Genomic DNA, 18,873 nt, shown 5'->3' with positions numbered 1-18,873 from the left:
GCGCCGGACCTACTGGCGGCTGCGTTGCCGGACGATTCCTCCCCGCCCACGACGCCCCGGCCCTCGCTTCCAGCCACTATCGTGTGCTCACTGTTTCCGGTCGGGAGAGTAGAGGAGAACCGATATGGGACGACTCGTCCCTCGTGCGTTGACCGCGGCGGTGTGTGCGGGATTGGGCGGTATCTCGATGGCCGGCCTCGCGCCGACCGCCGCAGCCGCGCCCTCGATCTACGAACCGAGCATCACCCCGTGCAGTCACCTGTTCACAACTCCGCTCGAACCCGGCCGCCCGGGCGCGAGCACCTATTGGAGCCCGTTCGGCACCGCGGACATCGTCTGCTACGACGTCGGTTCGCTACCGGTGAGCTACTACCAGCGCGACCCGGCAGGACAGTGGCACGCGATGAACCAACTGATCCCGGGCAACTACTTCATCAACCTCGTCGGTTACGGCCACCTCCCCGCTTGACGGTGAAACCGGTACTGCGCTTGCCCCATCACCCGCGCCGAACCGACTTCGCGGCCTGAGCCGCTTCCTTCTCCGCCTCACCGAGCTTGCGGGTATCACGCGGTTCCGCGAAGGGTTGCGCGTCTTCCGGCAGCCCCTGGGCGATAGCTGGGTGCCAGCACCCCCGCGCTGAACGAGCGGTTCCCGAAGCAAAAGCACTGAAACACCACCCGGCGTCCGGCGGTCCGGTGGCCTACGGCCGCGAAGATGTCTGCCGGGGCCAGCCGGACCCCCGCTCGATGATCGACCTCGTCCACACCTTCGGCGCAGGCGATGACGCGTCGGCGACGACCGGCGACGAATTATGTGACTACGCATTCTTCCCTTGATTCAGGCGATGAAGTGCGGAAATATGCTGTGAAGTTCATAGGCAGTCTCGTATTATCACTGCGTCGGGTACTTCAACCATCAGTCGGTACCCGAGAGGCGAGAGGACGGCCATGAACGAGGTGCACGGGGCGGATATCGGCGCCCCAGCCAGCCCAGCAACCCGAGGAACCACCGTGGATACAACGCCGGACACGCCCTGCGCCGGAACGCTGTACGAGCGAGTGGGGGGCCACGCGGCCCTCGAGATCGTCGTGGAAGACCTCTATGTCCGCATTCTGGCCGACGATGAACTGGCGCCGTTCTTCACCGGCGTCAGCCTGCCTCGAGTGAAGGGCCGCCAAGTCGAGTTCTTCGCCGCCGCATTGGGAGGACCGGGACCATACACGGGGCCGGGAATGAAGCGGGTCCACCAAGGCCGAGGGATAACTCGGCACCACTTCGACTGTGTCGCAGGACATCTGGCACAAGCTCTTCATGCGGCTGGTACACCACGGGCGCTTACGGCCGAGATCATCGCGGCGGTCGCACCCCTCGCCGACGACATCATCTCCCCATCGCTCGAATAGACTGCCCGCCACCCACTGGCCGCCGATGACCGTCCCGAATCGACCGTTGCCGCCGCATACTCGACGCCGAATCGACCAAGCCTGGATCGGGGACCGACGGGGCCGCACCTTCGCTTCTCGATATCGCTCCGCACTACGGCTTGCGAACGTCACTGGAAACTCACAAGTCCGACCTCGACACCGGATGAGGCGCGGCACTGCGCGCCCCGGTCGTGAGCGCGTCGGCGCCAGGCCGGTCATTGTCCAGAAGGACGAGGTGAATCGTACGCCGGAACGCCGTCGAGGGCTCGGCTGCGCGGTAAGCTGACACATATTTCAACATGTGTGGAAACTTCGTCGCGAGCAGTCGGGCGAACGCGGACGGGCAAAGGAGACAAGGCGCACCATGGCGGCACGAGCAGGAAGGGGCCCCAGGGGGGAACGCGGCGCGCAGGCGGACCACATCCTGGCGGCGGCGCGCAAATCCTTCGCCGAGCGCGGTTACAGCGGGACCTCATTGCGGGCCGTCGCGAAGGCAGCAGACGTCGACCCCACCCTGGTGAACTACTACTTCTCCAACAAGACGGGACTGCTCGAGGCAGCGCTGGAGCCGCCGGAAGCCTTCGGCGAGGCAATCGCCGAGGCCGCCCAAGTGCCGCTGGAGCAGCGCGGACGGGCCTTCGTCGAGGCAGCACTGCGGATGTGGGACGATCCCGCCACGTCGGAGATCCTGCGCTCGATCATCCTGGCCGCGAGCCACGAGCCCTTCGCCATGGAGCGCCTCCGCGCCGTGTTCTCCGGTCTCGTCCTGCAGGTCGTATCGGCCAGCCTTCCCGACGACGAGGCCGCGCTGCGCGCGGACCTCGTGTCCACGCAGATCGTGGGACTGGCCATGACGCGTTACGTCTGGGCCCTCGACAGCATCGCCGCCCTGCTCGACGAGCAGATCGTCGGGCTGATCGGGCCGACCGTGCAGCACTACCTCACCGGGACCCTGGGTAGCGATGTCTCGCAGGGCACCTGAGCGGCGGATGACCACCGGCGCGAACCTCGCCCCGTGAAGCAGCCCCTTCATCCCGCGCTGCGACAGCCGTAAGCCCAAGTCGGGGTCTGCGACTGCGCACGCGCACCTCCTGACAGCCACGCGCGCGGCGGCCGCTTGCGAGGTCAGCGACACCCCGCGAAGGCAAACCGGACGGCAGCCGGTCGCCATCGGCACGAATTTCACTCTGTGTAGAAATTTTCTTGCCTGGTCCAACACCGCAGGCGTACCGTGAACCCCATAATTTCAGTACATGTGGAAATGAGGGTGCGATGTTCCGGTATGAGGCAGCTGGGGTGGAGCCCGGTCAGCGTCAGCTGAACGGACCGCAGACCACCGGTCGTCGGTACCGCAACCTGTCCCCGGCTCTGCACGGGGTAACCCGCGAGGACAACGTGTCCGTCCCGGTCCGCGACGGCACCCGCCTCCTGGCCGACATTCACCGCCCCGACGCGGACGGCAGATTCCCCGCGCTCATCGCGGCGGCTCCCTATCCCCGCCAACTGCAGGATCTGGGCGCTCCCGCTGCCGTCATCGAGGCCGGCACCAGCGACTTCTGGGTGCCGCGCGGCTATGCCCATGTCATCGCCAACCTGCGCGGCACGGTGGGTTCGGGCGGCACCTACACCTTCTTCGACGAGCAGGAGCGCGAAGACCTGTTCGATCTCGTCGAGTGGGTCGCCGCGCAGCCGTGGTGCGACGGGAGGGTAGGCATGATCGGCATCAGTTACTACGCCATGACCCAACTGGAGGCAGCCACCCAGCGCCCGCCGCACCTCGAGGCCGTGTTTCCCTTCAACGTCACCGTGCAGGTCTGGGAAGCCGCCTACCACAACGGACTGTTGAGCGAAGCTTTCATCTCCCCCTGGTTCCATGCGCTGGGCGTTCTGTCCGCCCACGGCGACCGTCTCTACCGCAAGGGCCTGTCCCGCCTCCTGCGCAGAGTGCTCGCCGTTCCCGCCGTCCACCGACGGTTCGGTCGCACCGACGGCATCCAGGCCACCCGCGGCCTGCGGCTGGTCAGCCGATTCCGCCATGAGGCCCATCCCTGGGACGCCCTGCTGCGCGCGGTGGCCACCGAGCATCCGCTCCGGGACGCGTGGTGGGACGAGCGTGACCTGACCGAATTGCTCGCCCGCGTCGACATTCCCGTCTATCTCGGCGGGGAGTGGTCCAACGTGCCTCTCCACCTGCCCGGCCTCTTCGAGGCCTGGCAAGCGCTCGCCCACAATCCGCACGTGCGCATGGCCATGCTCGGCGAGCACAGCTTGCCCTGGCCATGGGAGAGCATGCACATCGAGGCCCTCGCCTGGTTCGACCACTGGCTGAAGGGGCGCGACACCGGCATTCTCGAAGGCCCCGCCGTCCGCTACTGGCTGCCCGGAGCCGAACAGTGGCGCACCGCCGACACCTGGCCCCCGCCGGCCACACACATGCCCCTGTCCCTGAACGCCGACGGCTCCCTCACCGCCGACGAGCGGCCCGGCGAGCGCAGATACGCTACGGACGGCGCGAACGGCATGCCGGCGCAGTTGAGCTGGACCAGCGACCCCCTGCCCGGCGACCTCGACATGGTCGGGCACGCCGAACTACACCTCACCGCCACCAGCAGCGCGGCGGACACGGCATGGATCCTGCTCCTGCAGGACGTCGGGCCGGACGGCAAGTCCATCGACGTCACCCAAGGCTGGCTGCGCGCAGGCATGCGACAGGTCGACGAGGACGCGAGCGAGACGGGCCGGCCCGTCCTCCCGATGCGGGCGCGGATTCCCGTACCTCCAGGCGAGCCGGTCGACTACCGAATCCCGCTGGTCGCCAACGCCCGCCGTTTCCGGCGTGGGCACCGGATCCGGCTGATTCTCACCAGCGACGACAATCGAGAGGACTTCCAGCCCATGCTGCTGTTCAGTCACGCCCCCCTCGGCATCTCGGGCGTCAACACAGTGCACTCCAGCTCACGCCTGCTCCTTCCGATCCTGAAAGGAGACTGAACAGACCGCCCGCCGCTTCCCTCCCTCTAGCCCCGGCCCGGCGAGACCATCGCCTGCGATCGGATCCACATCGTGCGGCAGGCCCACGCGCCGGGATGTTCGACCGCGGCGTCGAGGACGACGGATGCCGGTCCTCGGCGTCAAACCCGCCCCCAGCCGAAGGAAATCACCATGACCACAACCACCCTCGCAGTATTCCGGTGGCCTCCGCCCACCTGCACGGCACCTCCGAAGGAGTTGTGGTCGTGACCGCCACGGCCTTTCGCTGCCGAGCCGAGCCACCCCAGCAGCGCGATCACGACGATCCGGGTCGAGATGAAGCACCGTTGCCCGGCCCCGCTCAGCTTTTGGCGGCGATCGCCGGCCACCTCAGGCATGGGTCGTCGCTGATCGAATGGGCAAGAGAGCTGGGCGATCTGCACGCGGCGCTGATCCCGGTGCGCCAGAATCGAAGGCGTCTACCCGCCGACTTCGATGAAGCCTGCGTCCACATCGGCATCGCCGAGATCATCGGTGCGATCGATTCGTGGGCGACCGTCCATGTGCCGAAAGCCCCCGGAGCGCGCAGGCACACCCATTCCCTGGGCGAGGTGATCAGCCATATCGCCCAGACGTACGCCCACGCGTGGTGGGCGGTTCTGCACGTCTCCGACAAGGACCTGCGGCATGAGGCATGGCTTCACCTCGGTGAGGTCTGCGAAGGCTATGCGCAGCTGATCCACGACGTCCAGGCCCACGGGGTCCGCTTCCCGCTGGGGTGGCGCGGCATGCGGCACACGCCACCGGCCTGACGAGGAATCCTTGCTGTCGCAGGCCGCCTCGTTCCTGCGCCGTGATCAAGGCATCGCAGTCGTCGTCGCGTCTGGCTTCGGATGACCGTGCCGGTCCACGCAGCAGCCGACGCACACAGACCGCCGACCCGATCGGAGCCCACGAACGCGGTGTCGACCGTCAACGATCACAGCCGCCACCTCGCGGCGCAGCGGTGCTGAACGGCACCGGGCAGCCCGGTCTTTCGCTGCACGCGATCAAGTCGTCACAGCCTGCCGCCACCGCGGCGCGCAGCATGTCGCGCACCGCGGTCAGCTCGGCCAGTTTCGCATCGACCTCGGACAGTTTCGCCGCGACCCGCGCCGGTAACCCGGCTTCGGCGCGGCGGCGGCCGAGAGGGGTCGCGGCGAGCAGTTCGGCGACCTCGTCGAGGGTGAACCCGAGACGCTGGGCGGCCTTGATCACACGCAAGACGGTCACTGCCTGCTCCGGATAGAGCCGATGGCCGCCCAGTGAGCGATCCGGTTCGGCCAGCAGCCCGCGCCGTTCGTAATAGCGCAGGGTTTGCGCATGCACACCCGCGGCCGCAGCGAGTTCGCCCGTGCGCAATCCGGCCGTCATCGCGTACCGCCGATTGCGGTCTCGACCCGCGCCGCGAACACGTCGAGCACTTCGGTATACGCCTCTGGGACGCCGACACGCATGACGGGCCCGGCATCGGTGAAGTCGAATCCGAAGGTGAAGAACGAACAGCAGTTCGCCTCTCGCGCGGCGAGCTCCCGCGCCGCCGGACCGGCGTCCACGGTCAGCAATAGATCCAGCCGAGTCGGGTTTCGCCGGCGGGCGCGCCGCACCGACTCGGCGAAGAATCGGTCGAATTCCGCGACGCGAATCGGTTGCTCGACCGTCGGCAGTGTGCACGCGTCCGGCACCCACCCCGCAGGAGCAGAGGAAGTCGTCATGACGCCACGGTAAGCCTGTACTCGGGTACAGGATGCAAGTCTGCGACGGCTGGGTTTCCCCCATACCCGGTCAGCGGCAGCAGTTCGGGTCCAGCACCACGCACAACGCCGCGAGCGCGTCGCGGCGGGCGCGATGGAAGGTGTTCATGCCGCGGCGTTCGGATTCCACCAGCCCGGCCTTGCGAAGCTGGCCGAGGTGATGGCTGACCGTGGATTCCGACACTGCGACCGCAGCGGCGAGGTCGCCGCCGTTCTCCTCGCCGGGCGCGCTGGTCAGCAGCAGCGACAGCAGTTTCACCCGCACCGGGTCGGCGATCGCCTTCAGCCGAAGCGCCACTTCCAGTGCGGCGGCGTCGTCGACCGGTCCGGCCGCGACCGGCGCGCAGCAGACCGGGGCGGACATATCGATCACGGGCAGCGTCTTGGGCATGGGATCCACCCTACCCACTTTGTTGACATATGTCGAAAAGGTGGCAGACTCGACATCGACCCAGTTCTTCGATATATGTCACACAAGTGGAGGTAGTCATGTCCCGCATCCAGCTCGCCCTCGACGTCGACGACATCGACCAGGCCGTGCGGTTCTACTCGACCCTGTTCCAGACCGAGCCCGCCAAGCGCAAGCCCGGCTACGCCAACTTCGCCATCGCCGAGCCGCCGTTGAAACTCGTGCTGATCGAGAACCCCGGCCATGGCGGCGGCGTCAACCACTTGGGCGTCGAGGTCGAAAGCTCGGACCAGGTGCATGCCGAGATCGCCCGCCTGTCGGAGGCCGGGCTGTTCACCGAGGAACAGATCGCCACGACCTGTTGCTTCGCCACGCAGGACAAAGTCTGGGTCACCGGCCCGAACGACGAGCGCTGGGAGGTCTACACCGTCCTGGCCGACAGCGACACCTTCGGCACCGCACCCGCACCGGGCGGCGGTGAACTCGGCGGCGAAGACGCGGTCCAAGCATGCTGCGGAACCGCCGAAGAGGCAGCCGCCGAAGGCGCGTGCTGCGGCTCCACCGCGAAGAAGGAAGCGATCGCCTCTGGAGTCTCCTGCTGCAGTTGACCGCAGCAGGGGCGATGCGCTGCCCGCACGGTGCTCGATCGTGCGTACCACTGGCGGCGGCAACGTGTCGTGTTGTCGCTCGTTCCGTTCTACGGTGGGGTGATGACCGCCTTGGAGTATCGGCATCTGCTGGTCACGCGGGATGGCGACACGGTACGCATCACCATGAACCGGCCGGAGCGGCGCAACGCACTGTCGGGCGAGCATCTGGCCGAACTGCTCGCCTCGTTCCAGGCCGCTGGCGAGACCGACGCCACCGGGATAGTGCTCGGGGCGCACGGTCCGGTGTTCTCCGCGGGGCACGATTTCGCCGACGTCGCCGCGCGCGACCTGCTCGGCGTGCGGGAACTGCTCACCCTGTGCACCGAGCTGATGTCGACCATCGAGTCGGTGCCGCAGGTCGTGATCGCCCGGGTGCAAGGTCTGGCCACGGCCGCGGGCTGCCAGCTGGTGGCCTCATGCGATCTGGCTGTTGCCGCCGAGTCGGCCGGTTTCGCGCTCCCCGGCGGCAAGGGTGGCTGGTTCTGCCACACTCCCGCCGTGCCGGTGGCTCGCGCGGTGGGCCGTAAACGACTGATGGAACTGGCGCTCACCGGCGACCCGATCGACGCCCGCACCGCCGAGCAGTGGGGCCTGATCAACCGAGCGGTACCCGACGCCGACCTTGATACCGCTGTGAGCGAGTTGCTCGCCCGCGCTACCCGGGGCAGCCGAGCCAGCAAGGCACTCGGCAAACGCACCCTCTATCGCCAGCTCGACCGTCCCGAAGCCGATGCCTACGCCCTCGCTCTGGAAGTCATGGCCGCCGCCGCTCAACTTCCCGGCGCCCGCGAGGGGATGGCGGCTTTCCTGGCGAAGCGCCCTCCCGTCTGGCGCGAGTAGCACCACCGACCGGCGGGTTGCCACCCGCCCACGGTCACACTGCCCGGCGCGCACCCGCGCGAGAAGCGTCGCCGGTGTCCCGGTCGACACTCGCCAACGCTGGTGTCACGACAGAATAATCGGATGGTTGTGGGGATCGATGATTCGTGTTCAGCTGGACGCCAACCGATGGTCGGCCCGGATCGGTACGCATCGCTGGTGAGAACGCACCGCACTACCCGAAGCGCACTCGTCATGGCCGCCGTGTGCGCGACCGCCCTTCTGCCCGCCTGCTCGTCGCCGAGTTCGGAGGCGGACTTCACCGCGACCAAGGACCAGCCCTTGGTGATCTCGCTCGATGATCTGCTCGCCGAGACCGGCGGCAGCGCCGCGGTAGGGATCGCCGATCCGCAGCACGGCACGATCACCCGGCGCCCCGACGGTGCGGTCGTGTACACGCCGGCCGCCGGATACACCGGGTCCGACCGCCTTACCGTGACCACCACCGATGCCGTGAAGTTGTTCACCACCGATATCCCACCGCTCGGCGACTTCGGCGGGGTGAGCCTGCAGGGCAGCGGCTACGGGTCGGCGTTCACACCGGTGCCCGGCTCGACCGACGAGTTCTACGGTCTGACCGACCGCGGTCCGAATGTGGACGGCAAGGGTAAGAACGAAAAGCTCACTCCCGTACCGGCGTTCACGCCCGCCATCGCCGAATTCAAGATGGTCGGCACCAAAATGGTGCTGGAGCGCACCATTCCGTTGAGGAATTCGGCGGGCCTGCCGTTCAACGGCCTGATCGACACCTCGGCGGGCACCGGCGAGACCATCCGCGACCTCAACGGCTTGATCCTGCCGCCCACCGATCACGGGATCGACAGCGAGGGTCTGGCGGCCATGCCGGACGGCAGCTTCTGGGTGTCCGACGAGTACGGGCCGTTCCTTGTGCACTTCGACGCCAACGGCACCGAGCTGGAGCGACTGGCACCGGGACGGGGTCTGCCCGAAGAGCTTTCGCTGCGCACTCCCAACCAGGGCATGGAGGGGCTCACGATCACGCCGGACGGCAGCACCCTGGTCGGCATCGTGCAGAGCGGGCTCAGCGCGCCGGGCGTCGCTTCGGCGCGCGAGGTGCCCATGACCCGAATCGTCACCGTGGACCTGAAGACCCGAGCGGTCAGGGAATTCGTGTATCCACTGGAGGACCCGAAGCAGAAGCTCGCGGTCTCCGAGATCACGGCGCTGACCAACACCACCTTCCTGGTCGACGAACGCGACGGCAACAAGACGCCCAAGGCGAACAAGAAACTGTGGACCATCGACATCACCGGCGCCACCGACATCGGCCCGCAGGCGAAGATCCCCGGTGCGCAATATGATCCGAAACTGGGCCTGCTGGTCGACGGCAAGCCGCTGGAGCTCCTCGTCGGCGCCGTGCCCACCGCCGACGGGGTCGCCGTGTTGCGGAAGGCGGGCATCGCCCCCGTCACGAAGAAGTCCGACCTGGACCTCGGCGGCCTCCTGGACGGACTGAACGCCGACGGCGAGTTCTTCGGCCACGACAAGATCGAAGGCGTCGCCACCCGTGACGGCGGCAGAACCCTCTACATCTCCGACGACAGCGACTTCGGCATCGAGGCCGCCACCGGCGACCGGCCGCCGTTCGGACTGAAGGCGAAACTCCTGGCCAACGGCGTGCAGGACTCGGGTGAGGTGCTGATGGTCGACACCACGAAGCTGCCCGCCGAGACCCGGACGAGGACGATCACGATTGCCGTCGCCTAGTCCTTCGGGGGAATGAGCAGTTCTTGGCCGATGCGGATGCGGCCGGGATCCGAGATCCCGTTCGCATCGGCGATCAGCGGGAACAGCGTCGCGTCACCGTAGAACCGCTCGGCGAGCCGGTGCAAAGTGTCACCGGAAGCAATCCGGTAGGAGATGCCGGGGATGATCAGCACCTGGCCCACGCGGATCTCGTCGGGGTGACCGATACCGTTCGCCGCGACGATCAACGAGAAGAGGTGCGAATTCCGCGGGCCATAGAATTGCGCTGCCAAGTCTGCGAGGGATTCGCCGACAGCGACGGTGTGCTTGCGGTTGACATCGGGGATGATCAGCACCATCCCCACTTCTATCGCATTGAAATCCCGTATACCGCTGGCGGCGGCGATCAGTTTGAAAAATTCCTCCTGCCCGTAATATCTTTTCGCAATTGCCGCAAGGGAATCTCCTGCCACGAGCGTGTGAGTGTTGATCATCGAATCATTCCTTTCGTATCTTTCCGGGTCGGAATCGGAATTCCGTCTCCATGCTCCGAGCGGCTTCACGACGTGGTGGACTGCGGCCCCAGTAGCGATTGGTTCATCCCCATCCGGTCCGTCAGCCGCCCGCCCATCGGGATTGCGGCAAGCGCACCATCGGCACGTGACCACCAGGCGAGGCCGGAGGCTGCTCGACGAGCGGTATGGGCCATCGAAGGTCGACCATCGTTGCGGTGTGCAATGTGCGTTCGCGCTTCAGGATCGGCCCGAGTTCCGGCGCGCCGATCGATACCGTCACAGTGCAGTCGCCGGGGCCGAGTGCCATCAGCATCCCGTTGCGGACGGTGGCGGCGAGCGGCTGGAGCAGTATCGCGACGCAGATTTCTATCGTGAACTCCCCCACGGGGTTTTCGTCGACGGTGACGTCCAGGCACGGACGGTAGCTCTGGGTGATCTCGTGTTCGAACAGCGTCACCTGTTCGGCTCCACCGGCGCGGGTGCGCATCGCCGCCCTGCGCAGCCGGTCGTAGCGGCGCCAACCCTCGATCGCGACACTGCCCAGGTCGACCTCGAGCAGCCCATCGATGGTCTCGGCCACCTCGCGCAGAGCCGCCGACCCCAGCATCGAGGCCACACCCGGTGCCCTGCGCAGGGCCAGGCGTTCGGCACCCCTTTCGTGCAGGCACTCGGCCAGCTCATCCACCGCGGCATCGTGCGGGGCGTTCTGGAACAGAACTGCGCGGGCCCTCATCGACGTTGGACTCGTCATCCGAGTACCTCCTTGACGTTCAGCCACGGCTCGCAGGCCCGCAGCCGTACCCGCACGTCCGGAGCGCGGGTGACTTGGCGAATGTGGATTGTTGGGGGGACGTCGGCGACCACGTGCACTCGCACCCGAGGCGGATGCGAATCCTTGTCGGGCGACGCCTCATCCGGACGTTTCCGGCGGCTGCGCAGGGCCAGCGCTGCGCCCCCGAGCGTGAGGAGGAACCCTCCGAGGCCCAGGATGCCACCGGCCCCGATGTCCTGGTCGCGGTCCTCGTCTCGGTCCTTCGGGGTCCGCCCGCCGGTGGGCCCGGGACTCGTGGGTTCCTCGGTAGCGGTGAACCCCGCGGGGACTATTTCGACGGATGCCTTCACGACAACGCGCTGAGCCGTTCCCAGGCAGGCGGCGGTAACGGCGTGCGGACCCAGTTCGGCTCCGTCGGGCACATCGGTCCGAGCATCGAACGAACCACCTCGGACCCGGGCGGTCACTGCCTCGGACCAGTCCGGAAAGACCCGAACCGAGTCGCACGGCCAGCGCTCGCCGTGCACGGTGACCGCGGTGCCTCGCTCGGCGGTGGCCGGTGCGGCGAGAATGGGGGCGGGAAGCACATCGGAACTCTCGCGCGGTACGGGGGTCGGGCCCGCGCTCGGTGGTCGCGCAGTTGTCGGGAGCGGTTTCGTCGTGGTCGAATCCGGTTTCGTCGCAGCGGTGGTCGATTCCGGACTCGTCGTGGTGGTTGTCGGCTCCGGTCTGGTGGTTGTGGTTGTGGTCGTCGGCTCCGGCTTGGTCGTCGTGGTCGTCGGTTCGGGTTTGGTCGTGGTCGTCGGGTCAGATCCGGTCGTGGTGGTCGGTGGATCGGTGTGCGCGGTCGTAGGCGGCAAGTTCTCTGTCGGAGCGATCGGCCACACCGGTCCCGGCATGGTGGGTGGCGAGGCGGGTACGGTGGGAATCGGCTCCGGTGCCGCGACCGATACCGGCACGGCGCCGAGCAGCCCCGCTATGGCTGCCACGACCAGAAGTGCTGGCGAGTCGTTTCTCATGATCACCTCCCCCGGAGACCGGTATGCCCCAGGAATCCAATCGAGTGTGGGCTTGCCCCGACCGCGTAACGCGAGTAGCTAACTACTCGTTTCCGTCACGCTCACCTGCGGAATCGCGCCGGCGATCGTCGCCGCAGCGGGGATAGGCTCACCGCACTTCCACCTCTTTGGGCAGATAAGAAGCATTGTTCGGGCACAAGTGCCGCACCCGAAACTCGGCATGCCCCAGCACCGATCTGGCTTGGCTAACACTGACCGAGCGCCATAGGCAACTTGCTGGCATCCGATTTCATGCCCACCGCGCCCGCTGGATTTTCCTCCCAAGTTCGAAACGGCGGGTCCCGGCTGCCCCGGTGCGGGGGCATCTGACGCGCCGACGGCCGAGGCAAGCGATCACCGCCACCGCGACATCATCCGCTTCACTCTCGGCTGACACACGGCCATCGGAATCGAGTACCAACTACTCGCGTGCGGACTCCCTCTTCGAGCGCATAGTCCCATGACGCGAGAATCGTGCGAGCCTTCGCCCCGCAGATTCTCGCCCCCGAATTGCTCATCTCGTGGCGAGATCACGTTGGGAGCGTTCGAGCCGAAACGAATGCGAGGCAAGACATGGGCTTGATGTCGAACCGTTTCTCCGGCGATCCGGTCTTGGAACGATGCTTGGCCGGTTCCCACCGAATGATGGAGCCGGAGGAGAACCTTTCCGTCATGCGGGTGCAGGAAGCACTGCGCAGGCTGGGCAAAGACCCCGGAGTACTCGACGGCATCTTCGGCGGGCAGACCGGAGCGGCGGTCGCCGAATTCAAGCGGCAACAGCATCTGTCCCCGGATGATCCGGTCGTAGGTCAGGGCACTTCGGGCCGCCTGGACGCGATGATGTTCAACGATCCCGTTGTCCAGGGCGATGCCGACTTCGGAGAGCTTGCCGGGCACGTCGCCGCCCACCGCGTGGAGCCCTTCGTCGGATTGGATCTCGCGCCACTGCTGCAGGCTCCATTGACCAGTCAACGTCACGACCTCGGCTTCACCATGCTCGACCGTCTCAACTCCGGCGACTGCTTGGCTATCGTCGCGGCCAGCCGGGCCCATGGCCTGAACGATTCTCGGATCCCCGCCGATGTCGAAGACGAACTCGCGCGGCTTCCGGCAGCCGCGTCCGGCGTCACCGTCGGATACAAGGACTCCGATGGGCGGCAACGTAGCGTGATCGGGCTGAACGATCTGTTGATACGTGGACGCATGTTCTTGACCCACCGCCCCGACGGTCGCCGGGCGAAGGCCAGTTTCCGTGGCCAGCTCTGCCACGAGCTCACACACATGCGCAACGAGGGCGCGAACCTGGAGTTGACGCCGACGTTCGACACCGACACCTTCCTCGACCCGATCCTCGCGGCGAGCTTGCCGGGGACCGCCTTTGTCTTCATGCATTTCGCGAACGAAATGAACGCCCGCCACGTCACTTGGGTCATCGAGAAGGAGGAGGCCGGAGATCCCTTCGCGGCGAGATTCCTGCCACCTGCCGAATTGTGCGAGGCCGCGCATTTCTACTTCGCGGAGACCGACCCGCAATTGTTCTTCGACAACGGCTACATCGCGAACATGCTGCAGAGCAGGGAGAAGACCTACCGGCAGATCGCATTGTGGCTCCGGCAGACCGCCCGGCTGACCTTCAGCAGCAAACCCGAGCGGCAGGAAATCAGCGCACGGCTCTTCCGCGACGCTGCCGACACCGCCGACGTCATCGCCGCCGACCCGAACGCACCTCATCCCACCGGGAGAGGCCTGTTTCCGGAGCCCCGCGACTTTCGATGAACCTGGCGGCGAGGGACAGCGGAAGTGAACGACAGTTCGCACAGCAGATGACGCGTGGCAGCGGCCCCATGCCGACGCCATCGACGAACACAGCACTACGAAGGAGCAGGTTCATGCACTCGAGTCTTGTTCTCATCGAGGGAACGGGCGTCACGGACGACGACCTCCGGATTTCTCTCGGCAACGCCAGGCAGATCGTCATCGGCAAGGCGCCGGATTACGGTCACATCGTCCATATCCTGGCGGCGCCGGTGGACGACACGCCCGCCGCCTCGGCTGCCGTCCTCGATGCCGCGTTGCGCGACTTCGCGGCCGTACCGAACGTCACGGGGGTGTTGACGCTGGCGACAAGAGTCGCCGGATGACCCGGCCCGGAATCGTTCCGTTCGGGAGGCGATGACCGAATGAAAACTATCGCAACAATCGCCGTCGGAGCCCGGCCTACGTGCCTTGCCGCGTCCGGCAACCACGTGTGGGTCACGAACACCGACGACGACAGCGTGTCGATAATCGAATGCGCGACGAAGACCGTCATCGCAACGGTGCCTGTCGGCTCACGCCCGATGGGTGTGGCGATCGATCCGCAGTCCGGCGTCTTCGTGGCCAACAGCGGCGACGGCTCCATTACGGTTCTCAACCGCGATCACACCTTGCGCGCCACCATCGCACTCGATACCAGCGCCGGTGGTCCACCACGGCCGGTCGGATTGGTGAATCTGCACGGTGCGGCCATGGTCGTCGTGATCAACCGGAACGGCGGGGTGACGAAGATCGACCACGGCGGGGCGCTACCCGCGACCGGCACCTTCTTCGACGGCGGCGATCATCCCTTCGTCTTCGACGGTGCCGAGCGCAGTCCGCACGGGGCAGCACTCGCATCCGATCCCACCCGGTTCGTGTACGTCACCAATCCCGCCGCTGACAGCGTTTCGGTCTTCGACACGAGTGCGGGCTTCCCGCGCCGGCGAGCGCTCACCCGGGTCGGCCGGCGGCCGGTGGGCGTCGCCACTCATCCGCATCAGCCACTGGCCTATGTCGCCGACGCGAAATCCGGCACCCTCACGGTGATTCGCGGCGAAGAGAAGATCGCTGCGGTCGATGTGGGGCCACGGCCGTTCGGCGTGGCCGCGGGCCCGGTGGAACGGATCTGGGTCACGCACGACGCCGGCACCGTGTCGATCATCGACGCATTGAGCAACACCGTCACGGCCACGGTCGAAGCAGGCTTGCGACCCACCGGAATCGCGGTCGACCCCAACACCGGCCACGCCTACGTCGCCAACAGCGGTGAGGGCACCGTAACCGTCATCCAACCATGAGAACGATGCATTGCCATGGCCCCTATCTGGAAGGAATAAACAATCATGGGACTCAGAAGCATGCTGCTCACCTCGCCGACACCCGATCAGCAGTTGGAGAACTGTTTGGTGTCCGATCCTGCGCATATCGGGGAGGGTGTTCACGAAGTCGGCGAGCATGTGCGGCGAATTCAGATCGCGCTGAACGAGGTCGATGACGCCGATCTGGAAGTCGACGGCAAATTCGGACCGGATACCGGTGACGCGGTCGAGAACTACAAGAACGTGCGCCACATTCTGGCTCCGGGGCAGACCCAGGCCGATCGCCTCGTCGGCAAGCGCACGATCAAGACCCTCGACGAGGAGGTATTCGAATTCGAGAATACGACGCCTCCTGAATCCGGGCTGGTCTCGCCTACCCAGGCGGGGCTGCCGCACAATCACCAAGCGTGTCCGACTCCGCCACGGGTGGTGAACCCAGGCCCCGACGGGCGCGCGCAGCATCGCGGTACGCCGATAAACCCCATTGGCACCGCGATGAAGATCAATATCTATGGTGAAGGTGAGACAGACTATGTCGGCTTCACCGACTTCGCCACCGAACCCCAGTTCGCCCGCAACCGGCCGATGACCTCGACGCTGGTAGATGGGTGCGCCAGCGATATCTGTATGCGCGACACGGAGTTGAGTGCGGTGACTCGGAACGAGATCCGGCGTCTGGCGCAGTCGGCGCTGGTCGGTGGATGCCGCTTCACCTACGGATCGAACCGAGAACGGTTCGTCACCCCCCGCGCCGACATCCTCGGTCTCGGCACCGTCATCCAGCAGCACCGCATCGCCGATCCGAACCATCCGAACGACCCCTTGAAGGACATGGAGGTATGGGTTGTCGACATGTTCTGAGCGAGTTGATCTACGGCGAGTGGCTGCGCCGCTGAAGCAGGCGGCCGGGATGCACGGCAGGAACCATACTGCTGCACCCGACGCACACGAGCGTCGACGACCACTGGAACTGTGAGTACTGCCCGAAGAATCGAGTATCCGAAGTGCGACTCTCAGCCCACGCGATCAACTGGGTCGATCGCGAATCCCCGGGAGTCTGCTCGTGGCCGGACGCTGCCCGCGACGTGCACATGTCGATCGGCGCGGAAGCCGCAGCGATATTCGTTCGCCGCGTCGTCCATGTGCCCGATAGCGTGGGGAGACAGCAGCCCGGACAGTTGCGGCGATACGGGGGTAGCGGTGATAGAGGTGCAGGTGCTCGCACCCGATGACTGGCGGTTGTGGCGCAGGCTTCGCCGTGAGGCATTGGCGGACGCACCCGCAGCGTTCGGCTCGGCACTCGCCGACTGGAGTGGATCCCGCGATACCGAAGCTCGGTGGCGCGCTCGGCTGACCGACATTCCGTTCAACGTGATCGTCCGGTGGCGTGGAACACCGGCAGGAATGGCCGGCGCCTACGTCGCCGATATCGGCACTGTCGAGCTCGTATCGATGTGGGTCGCGCCGTTCGCCCGGGGGCGGGGCATCTCGGATGCGGCGATCGGCTCCGTCCTGCAGTGGGCGGTCGGCCGTGACGTCGGCTTGTCGGTCAAGGCCGACAACCAGGCCGCGATTCGACTGTATCGGCGCCACGGATTCGCCGACGCGGGCCGCTCGCCCGACGGTGCCGGTGAACAGCGCATGGTCAGGCCGGGCGTCGGACGCGAACCAGATGCCTGACCTCGTCCACCGATCCACCGCCCCTCGGTGAGCGATCGTTCGGACACACCCGGCGGCGCGGGTCAGAACAAGCTGGTCTGCGCGGCCACCGGGGCGGCGGTGATCGAGTCGTCGAGCTCGATACGTCGCCCGACGAGCTGAGTGTCGTTGACCAGCAGGAGTTCCCCGGTCTCGGACCCGTTGTGACAAGCGATGGTATGCCCATGCGCGGTCACCGCGTCGAGAACGTACTCCCCCAGCGCCGCCCCGCCGAAATCGACGACCGTCGCGTAGCGGCCCCGCTGCGCCACGGTGCGGTAGAACTCGCTGCCACCCGACCAGGCGGTGTCGGTGCGCAACGTCCCGGCAGGCAGCACGGCGAGCGCGTCAGCGGCTGCGGCGGCCACCGCGGCCTCCAACGCCGCCCACGGAGCCAGCGGCTTCGCCAGGATGCGAGTCTTCGCCGCGCTGCCCACGGCCTGGCGGAAACCGGCCTGCGCCGACACCACGCGCTCCAGTTCGCGCACGTGCAAACCGTCCGGCGAGTCGGCGACGAATCGCGCGGCGAGCGCGCCTTGTTCGTACAGGCGGCGATGCCTGCGTACCGCGGACGCCGTGCCCACCTTGGCCAGCCCGTCCCCGAAATAGGCGATATAGAGATGGTGGGGCTGCGACACGTAATCGCGAATCTGCTCCGGCAGAGCGGAGATCGGTCCGCGGTGCGCGTGTACCGCCGTCCACCCTTCCTGCACCCGGCAGTCCGCACACTGCCGGCCGCTCGTGACTTGCGCGGATTCCGGACAAGCTCGCCGCCCCGGGAAACTGCCGAATCCGTAGTATCCCAGGCAGTATCGCGCCGTGTCACGGACCCGGAACGCGAGGCGTCGCTCGAGACCGGGCACACGCTCGGTCGTGCCGTCATTGCGGATCAGCTCATACCACCAGCGGCCGCGCTCGTCCCAGCGGGTGCCGCCGTACAGCAAGGTATCCGTCGTGGTCATCGCCTCACCGCTTCGCACCTCCGAGTTGGGTCGTGGTCATCACCATGATGGACGATGCCGCCGAAACTCGTTCTGTGCGTGTCGATATCCGCCATCGCTCCGTCGCGAGCCCGACGCCGGCGATCCGCTCGCTCGGCGCGACGCCGACATCCGCGGTGCGCCCGCGCAGTCGCGGACACTGGTCGTCGGTGATGCCGACCGGTTGCTGTTGATGTTCGGATCGTGACCCGCATCCAGCCGGCACGGGCGGTACGCCGTCGGCGGTGGGGCTGAGCCAAGACAACACTTTCGCGCGGGCGGCGCGCCGGGGAGTGGACCAGTTGTGCTCGATAGTCTGTCGTCGGTTCTGCGACACGCGGCGCGCGCGATCGTTCTCGATGCCGACGACCGCCTCCTGCCGTGCCGTCACTCCCTCGAGGACCGCGCGGCAACCGTGGTGTGGGCCGCTCCCGGCGGGGGAGTCGAGCCCACGGAAGCGCCGCTCGCCGCGCTGCGGCGTGAGTTGCGCGAAGAGATCGGCCTCGCGGTCGAGACCGATCCGCCGCACATCTGGCATCAAGAAGTTCACGCACCCGGCCACGCGCCGGGTTTCGACGCCGTGGTCGGCGACTTCTACCTTGTCCGGACCACGTCGTTCACCCCGCGCGGCGCGCTGAGCGACCATGAACCTGCGGCCGAGAACATCACGGACTTCCGTTGGTGGCGGTTACCGGGCATCTCCGGCTATCGCGGCGCGGACGTGTTCGCACCGCGCGATCTCGCGACACTGTTGCAGGTACTGATGACCGAAGCTATGCCGCGACGCCCCGTGCTGCTCGGGCTGTGACCCCGGCAGGGTGGGAAGTCGATCCGGACGGCCCACTGCCCGTCCTCTGTCATACCGAAGCCGTCCTCCGCCATCGTGTGCCGTTCGAAGAAA

23 protein-coding genes are annotated in these 18,873 nt (G+C 66.8%); 16 read left to right on the top strand and 7 right to left on the bottom strand.

Translation table 11 applies throughout. The features are described 5' to 3' along the window. Positions 1-124 precede the first annotated feature (124 nt). From NNI01S_RS21495 to NNI01S_RS21475, 5 genes are all read left to right on the top strand, one after another. Complete coding sequence (locus tag NNI01S_RS21495; RefSeq protein ID WP_063021925.1) at positions 125-469, top strand: hypothetical protein; 345 nt, start codon at positions 125-127, stop codon at positions 467-469. A gap of 479 nt (positions 470-948) precedes the next feature. Beyond that, positions 949-1,404, top strand: coding sequence for a group I truncated hemoglobin (locus NNI01S_RS21490; protein ID WP_084489114.1), 456 nt, complete (start codon positions 949-951; stop codon positions 1,402-1,404). A 385-nt stretch (positions 1,405-1,789) separates the two neighbouring features. After that, positions 1,790-2,407 carry a TetR/AcrR family transcriptional regulator gene (locus NNI01S_RS21485; RefSeq protein WP_063021923.1) on the top strand — a complete coding sequence of 206 codons (618 nt, stop codon included), beginning with the start codon at positions 1,790-1,792 and terminating at the stop codon, positions 2,405-2,407. A 290-nt stretch (positions 2,408-2,697) separates the two neighbouring features. Continuing rightward, positions 2,698-4,416 carry a CocE/NonD family hydrolase gene (locus tag NNI01S_RS21480; RefSeq protein ID WP_063021922.1) on the top strand — a complete coding sequence of 573 codons (1,719 nt, stop codon included), beginning with the start codon at positions 2,698-2,700 and terminating at the stop codon, positions 4,414-4,416. 245 nt (positions 4,417-4,661) lie between these two features. After that, positions 4,662-5,207: a hypothetical protein gene (locus NNI01S_RS21475; protein ID WP_157114900.1), complete on the top strand. Its 546-nt coding sequence runs from the start codon at positions 4,662-4,664 to the stop codon at positions 5,205-5,207. A 160-nt stretch (positions 5,208-5,367) separates the two neighbouring features. Here the strand turns inward: NNI01S_RS21475 and NNI01S_RS21470 are convergent, their stop codons facing one another. The 3 genes from NNI01S_RS21470 to NNI01S_RS21460 form a co-directional block, all read right to left on the bottom strand. Then, positions 5,368-5,808, bottom strand: a complete 441-nt coding sequence (locus NNI01S_RS21470) for a MerR family transcriptional regulator (protein ID WP_063021920.1) — start codon at positions 5,806-5,808, stop codon at positions 5,368-5,370. Further along, complete coding sequence (locus NNI01S_RS21465) at positions 5,805-6,149, bottom strand: hypothetical protein (RefSeq protein WP_063021919.1); 345 nt, start codon at positions 6,147-6,149, stop codon at positions 5,805-5,807. The genes NNI01S_RS21470 and NNI01S_RS21465 overlap by 4 nt, the downstream gene beginning before the upstream one ends. Positions 6,150-6,219: 70 nt before the next feature. After that, the gene (locus NNI01S_RS21460; RefSeq protein WP_063021918.1) at positions 6,220-6,579 is read right to left on the bottom strand and encodes an Rv2640c family ArsR-like transcriptional regulator; all 360 of its coding nucleotides are present in this window, start codon (positions 6,577-6,579) and stop codon (positions 6,220-6,222) included. 98 nt (positions 6,580-6,677) lie between these two features. Between NNI01S_RS21460 and NNI01S_RS21455 the strand changes: the two genes are divergently transcribed. The 3 genes from NNI01S_RS21455 (at position 6,678) to NNI01S_RS21445 (ending at position 9,854) form a co-directional block, all read left to right on the top strand. Continuing rightward, positions 6,678-7,205 carry an ArsI/CadI family heavy metal resistance metalloenzyme gene (locus NNI01S_RS21455; protein WP_063021917.1) on the top strand — a complete coding sequence of 176 codons (528 nt, stop codon included), beginning with the start codon at positions 6,678-6,680 and terminating at the stop codon, positions 7,203-7,205. A 102-nt stretch (positions 7,206-7,307) separates the two neighbouring features. Then, positions 7,308-8,087: an enoyl-CoA hydratase-related protein gene (locus tag NNI01S_RS21450; RefSeq protein WP_063022002.1), complete on the top strand. Its 780-nt coding sequence runs from the start codon at positions 7,308-7,310 to the stop codon at positions 8,085-8,087. 198 nt (positions 8,088-8,285) lie between these two features. After that, a complete protein-coding gene (locus NNI01S_RS21445) occupies positions 8,286-9,854 on the top strand; it encodes an esterase-like activity of phytase family protein (protein ID WP_245676317.1) in 1,569 nt (522 codons plus the stop codon). Here the strand turns inward: NNI01S_RS21445 and NNI01S_RS21440 are convergent. The 3 genes from NNI01S_RS21440 to NNI01S_RS21430 all read right to left on the bottom strand — a co-directional run bounded on the left by NNI01S_RS21440 (position 9,851) and on the right by NNI01S_RS21430 (position 11,707). Continuing rightward, the gene (locus NNI01S_RS21440) at positions 9,851-10,327 is read right to left on the bottom strand and encodes a LysM peptidoglycan-binding domain-containing protein (protein WP_084489110.1); all 477 of its coding nucleotides are present in this window, start codon (positions 10,325-10,327) and stop codon (positions 9,851-9,853) included. The two genes, NNI01S_RS21445 and NNI01S_RS21440, sit on opposite strands and share 4 nt — an antisense overlap. Positions 10,328-10,448: 121 nt before the next feature. Continuing rightward, a complete protein-coding gene (locus NNI01S_RS21435; protein WP_157114899.1) occupies positions 10,449-11,099 on the bottom strand; it encodes a hypothetical protein in 651 nt (216 codons plus the stop codon). After that, positions 11,096-11,707: a hypothetical protein gene (locus NNI01S_RS21430; RefSeq protein ID WP_063021914.1), complete on the bottom strand. Its 612-nt coding sequence runs from the start codon at positions 11,705-11,707 to the stop codon at positions 11,096-11,098. The genes NNI01S_RS21435 and NNI01S_RS21430 overlap by 4 nt, the downstream gene beginning before the upstream one ends. Before the next feature lie 73 nt (positions 11,708-11,780). Here NNI01S_RS21430 and NNI01S_RS21425 point away from each other — a divergent pair, with 73 nt between their 5' ends. From NNI01S_RS21425 to NNI01S_RS21400, 6 genes are all read left to right on the top strand, one after another. Next, positions 11,781-12,221, top strand: a complete 441-nt coding sequence (locus NNI01S_RS21425) for a hypothetical protein (protein WP_063021913.1) — start codon at positions 11,781-11,783, stop codon at positions 12,219-12,221. 629 nt (positions 12,222-12,850) lie between these two features. Further along, positions 12,851-13,954: a peptidoglycan-binding domain-containing protein gene (locus NNI01S_RS21420; protein ID WP_169813005.1), complete on the top strand. Its 1,104-nt coding sequence runs from the start codon at positions 12,851-12,853 to the stop codon at positions 13,952-13,954. Positions 13,955-14,067: 113 nt separating this feature from the next. Continuing rightward, positions 14,068-14,319: a hypothetical protein gene (locus tag NNI01S_RS21415; protein ID WP_063021911.1), complete on the top strand. Its 252-nt coding sequence runs from the start codon at positions 14,068-14,070 to the stop codon at positions 14,317-14,319. Between the two features lie 39 nt (positions 14,320-14,358). Further along, a complete protein-coding gene (locus NNI01S_RS21410; RefSeq protein ID WP_084489109.1) occupies positions 14,359-15,273 on the top strand; it encodes a YncE family protein in 915 nt (304 codons plus the stop codon). 45 nt (positions 15,274-15,318) lie between these two features. After that, positions 15,319-16,155, top strand: coding sequence for a peptidoglycan-binding domain-containing protein (locus NNI01S_RS21405; RefSeq protein ID WP_063021909.1), 837 nt, complete (start codon positions 15,319-15,321; stop codon positions 16,153-16,155). A 354-nt stretch (positions 16,156-16,509) separates the two neighbouring features. Further along, positions 16,510-16,974, top strand: a complete 465-nt coding sequence (locus tag NNI01S_RS21400) for a GNAT family N-acetyltransferase (protein WP_218019233.1) — start codon at positions 16,510-16,512, stop codon at positions 16,972-16,974. Between the two features lie 62 nt (positions 16,975-17,036). On the opposite strand, the gene NNI01S_RS21395 is transcribed toward NNI01S_RS21400, so the two are convergent. Beyond that, positions 17,037-17,954 carry a DUF2797 domain-containing protein gene (locus NNI01S_RS21395; RefSeq protein ID WP_063021907.1) on the bottom strand — a complete coding sequence of 306 codons (918 nt, stop codon included), beginning with the start codon at positions 17,952-17,954 and terminating at the stop codon, positions 17,037-17,039. A gap of 32 nt (positions 17,955-17,986) precedes the next feature. Here NNI01S_RS21395 and NNI01S_RS34665 point away from each other — a divergent pair, with 32 nt between their 5' ends. Continuing rightward, a complete protein-coding gene (locus tag NNI01S_RS34665; RefSeq protein WP_157114898.1) occupies positions 17,987-18,166 on the top strand; it encodes a hypothetical protein in 180 nt (59 codons plus the stop codon). A gap of 110 nt (positions 18,167-18,276) precedes the next feature. Then, positions 18,277-18,780, top strand: a complete 504-nt coding sequence (locus NNI01S_RS21385; RefSeq protein WP_218019232.1) for an NUDIX domain-containing protein — start codon at positions 18,277-18,279, stop codon at positions 18,778-18,780. The last annotated feature ends 93 nt before the right edge of the window (positions 18,781-18,873 follow it).

The organism is Nocardia niwae NBRC 108934 = DSM 45340, assembly GCF_001613465.1.
Classification (GTDB): Bacteria; Actinomycetota; Actinomycetes; order Mycobacteriales; family Mycobacteriaceae; genus Nocardia; species Nocardia niwae.
The sequence above is the reverse complement of the archived record's forward strand: the minus strand, read 5'-3'. Positions and strand labels throughout refer to the sequence as shown.

Coding starts and splice junctions, on each gene's coding strand:
- NNI01S_RS21410 (WP_084489109.1), top strand. CDS start 14,359: ATGAAAACTATCGCAACAATCGCCGTCGGAGCCCGGCCTACGTGCCTT.
- NNI01S_RS21460 (WP_063021918.1), bottom strand. CDS start 6,579: ATGCCCAAGACGCTGCCCGTGATCGATATGTCCGCCCCGGTCTGCTGC.
- NNI01S_RS21420 (WP_169813005.1), top strand. CDS start 12,851: ATGCGGGTGCAGGAAGCACTGCGCAGGCTGGGCAAAGACCCCGGAGTA.
- NNI01S_RS21455 (WP_063021917.1), top strand. CDS start 6,678: ATGTCCCGCATCCAGCTCGCCCTCGACGTCGACGACATCGACCAGGCC.
- NNI01S_RS21485 (WP_063021923.1), top strand. CDS start 1,790: ATGGCGGCACGAGCAGGAAGGGGCCCCAGGGGGGAACGCGGCGCGCAG.
- NNI01S_RS21470 (WP_063021920.1), bottom strand. CDS start 5,808: ATGACGGCCGGATTGCGCACGGGCGAACTCGCTGCGGCCGCGGGTGTG.
- NNI01S_RS21490 (WP_084489114.1), top strand. CDS start 949: ATGAACGAGGTGCACGGGGCGGATATCGGCGCCCCAGCCAGCCCAGCA.
- NNI01S_RS21395 (WP_063021907.1), bottom strand. CDS start 17,954: ATGACCACGACGGATACCTTGCTGTACGGCGGCACCCGCTGGGACGAG.
- NNI01S_RS21435 (WP_157114899.1), bottom strand. CDS start 11,099: ATGACGAGTCCAACGTCGATGAGGGCCCGCGCAGTTCTGTTCCAGAAC.
- NNI01S_RS21495 (WP_063021925.1), top strand. CDS start 125: ATGGGACGACTCGTCCCTCGTGCGTTGACCGCGGCGGTGTGTGCGGGA.
- NNI01S_RS21480 (WP_063021922.1), top strand. CDS start 2,698: ATGTTCCGGTATGAGGCAGCTGGGGTGGAGCCCGGTCAGCGTCAGCTG.
- NNI01S_RS21440 (WP_084489110.1), bottom strand. CDS start 10,327: ATGATCAACACTCACACGCTCGTGGCAGGAGATTCCCTTGCGGCAATT.
- NNI01S_RS21415 (WP_063021911.1), top strand. CDS start 14,068: ATGCACTCGAGTCTTGTTCTCATCGAGGGAACGGGCGTCACGGACGAC.
- NNI01S_RS21405 (WP_063021909.1), top strand. CDS start 15,319: ATGGGACTCAGAAGCATGCTGCTCACCTCGCCGACACCCGATCAGCAG.
- NNI01S_RS21465 (WP_063021919.1), bottom strand. CDS start 6,149: ATGACGACTTCCTCTGCTCCTGCGGGGTGGGTGCCGGACGCGTGCACA.
- NNI01S_RS21450 (WP_063022002.1), top strand. CDS start 7,308: ATGACCGCCTTGGAGTATCGGCATCTGCTGGTCACGCGGGATGGCGAC.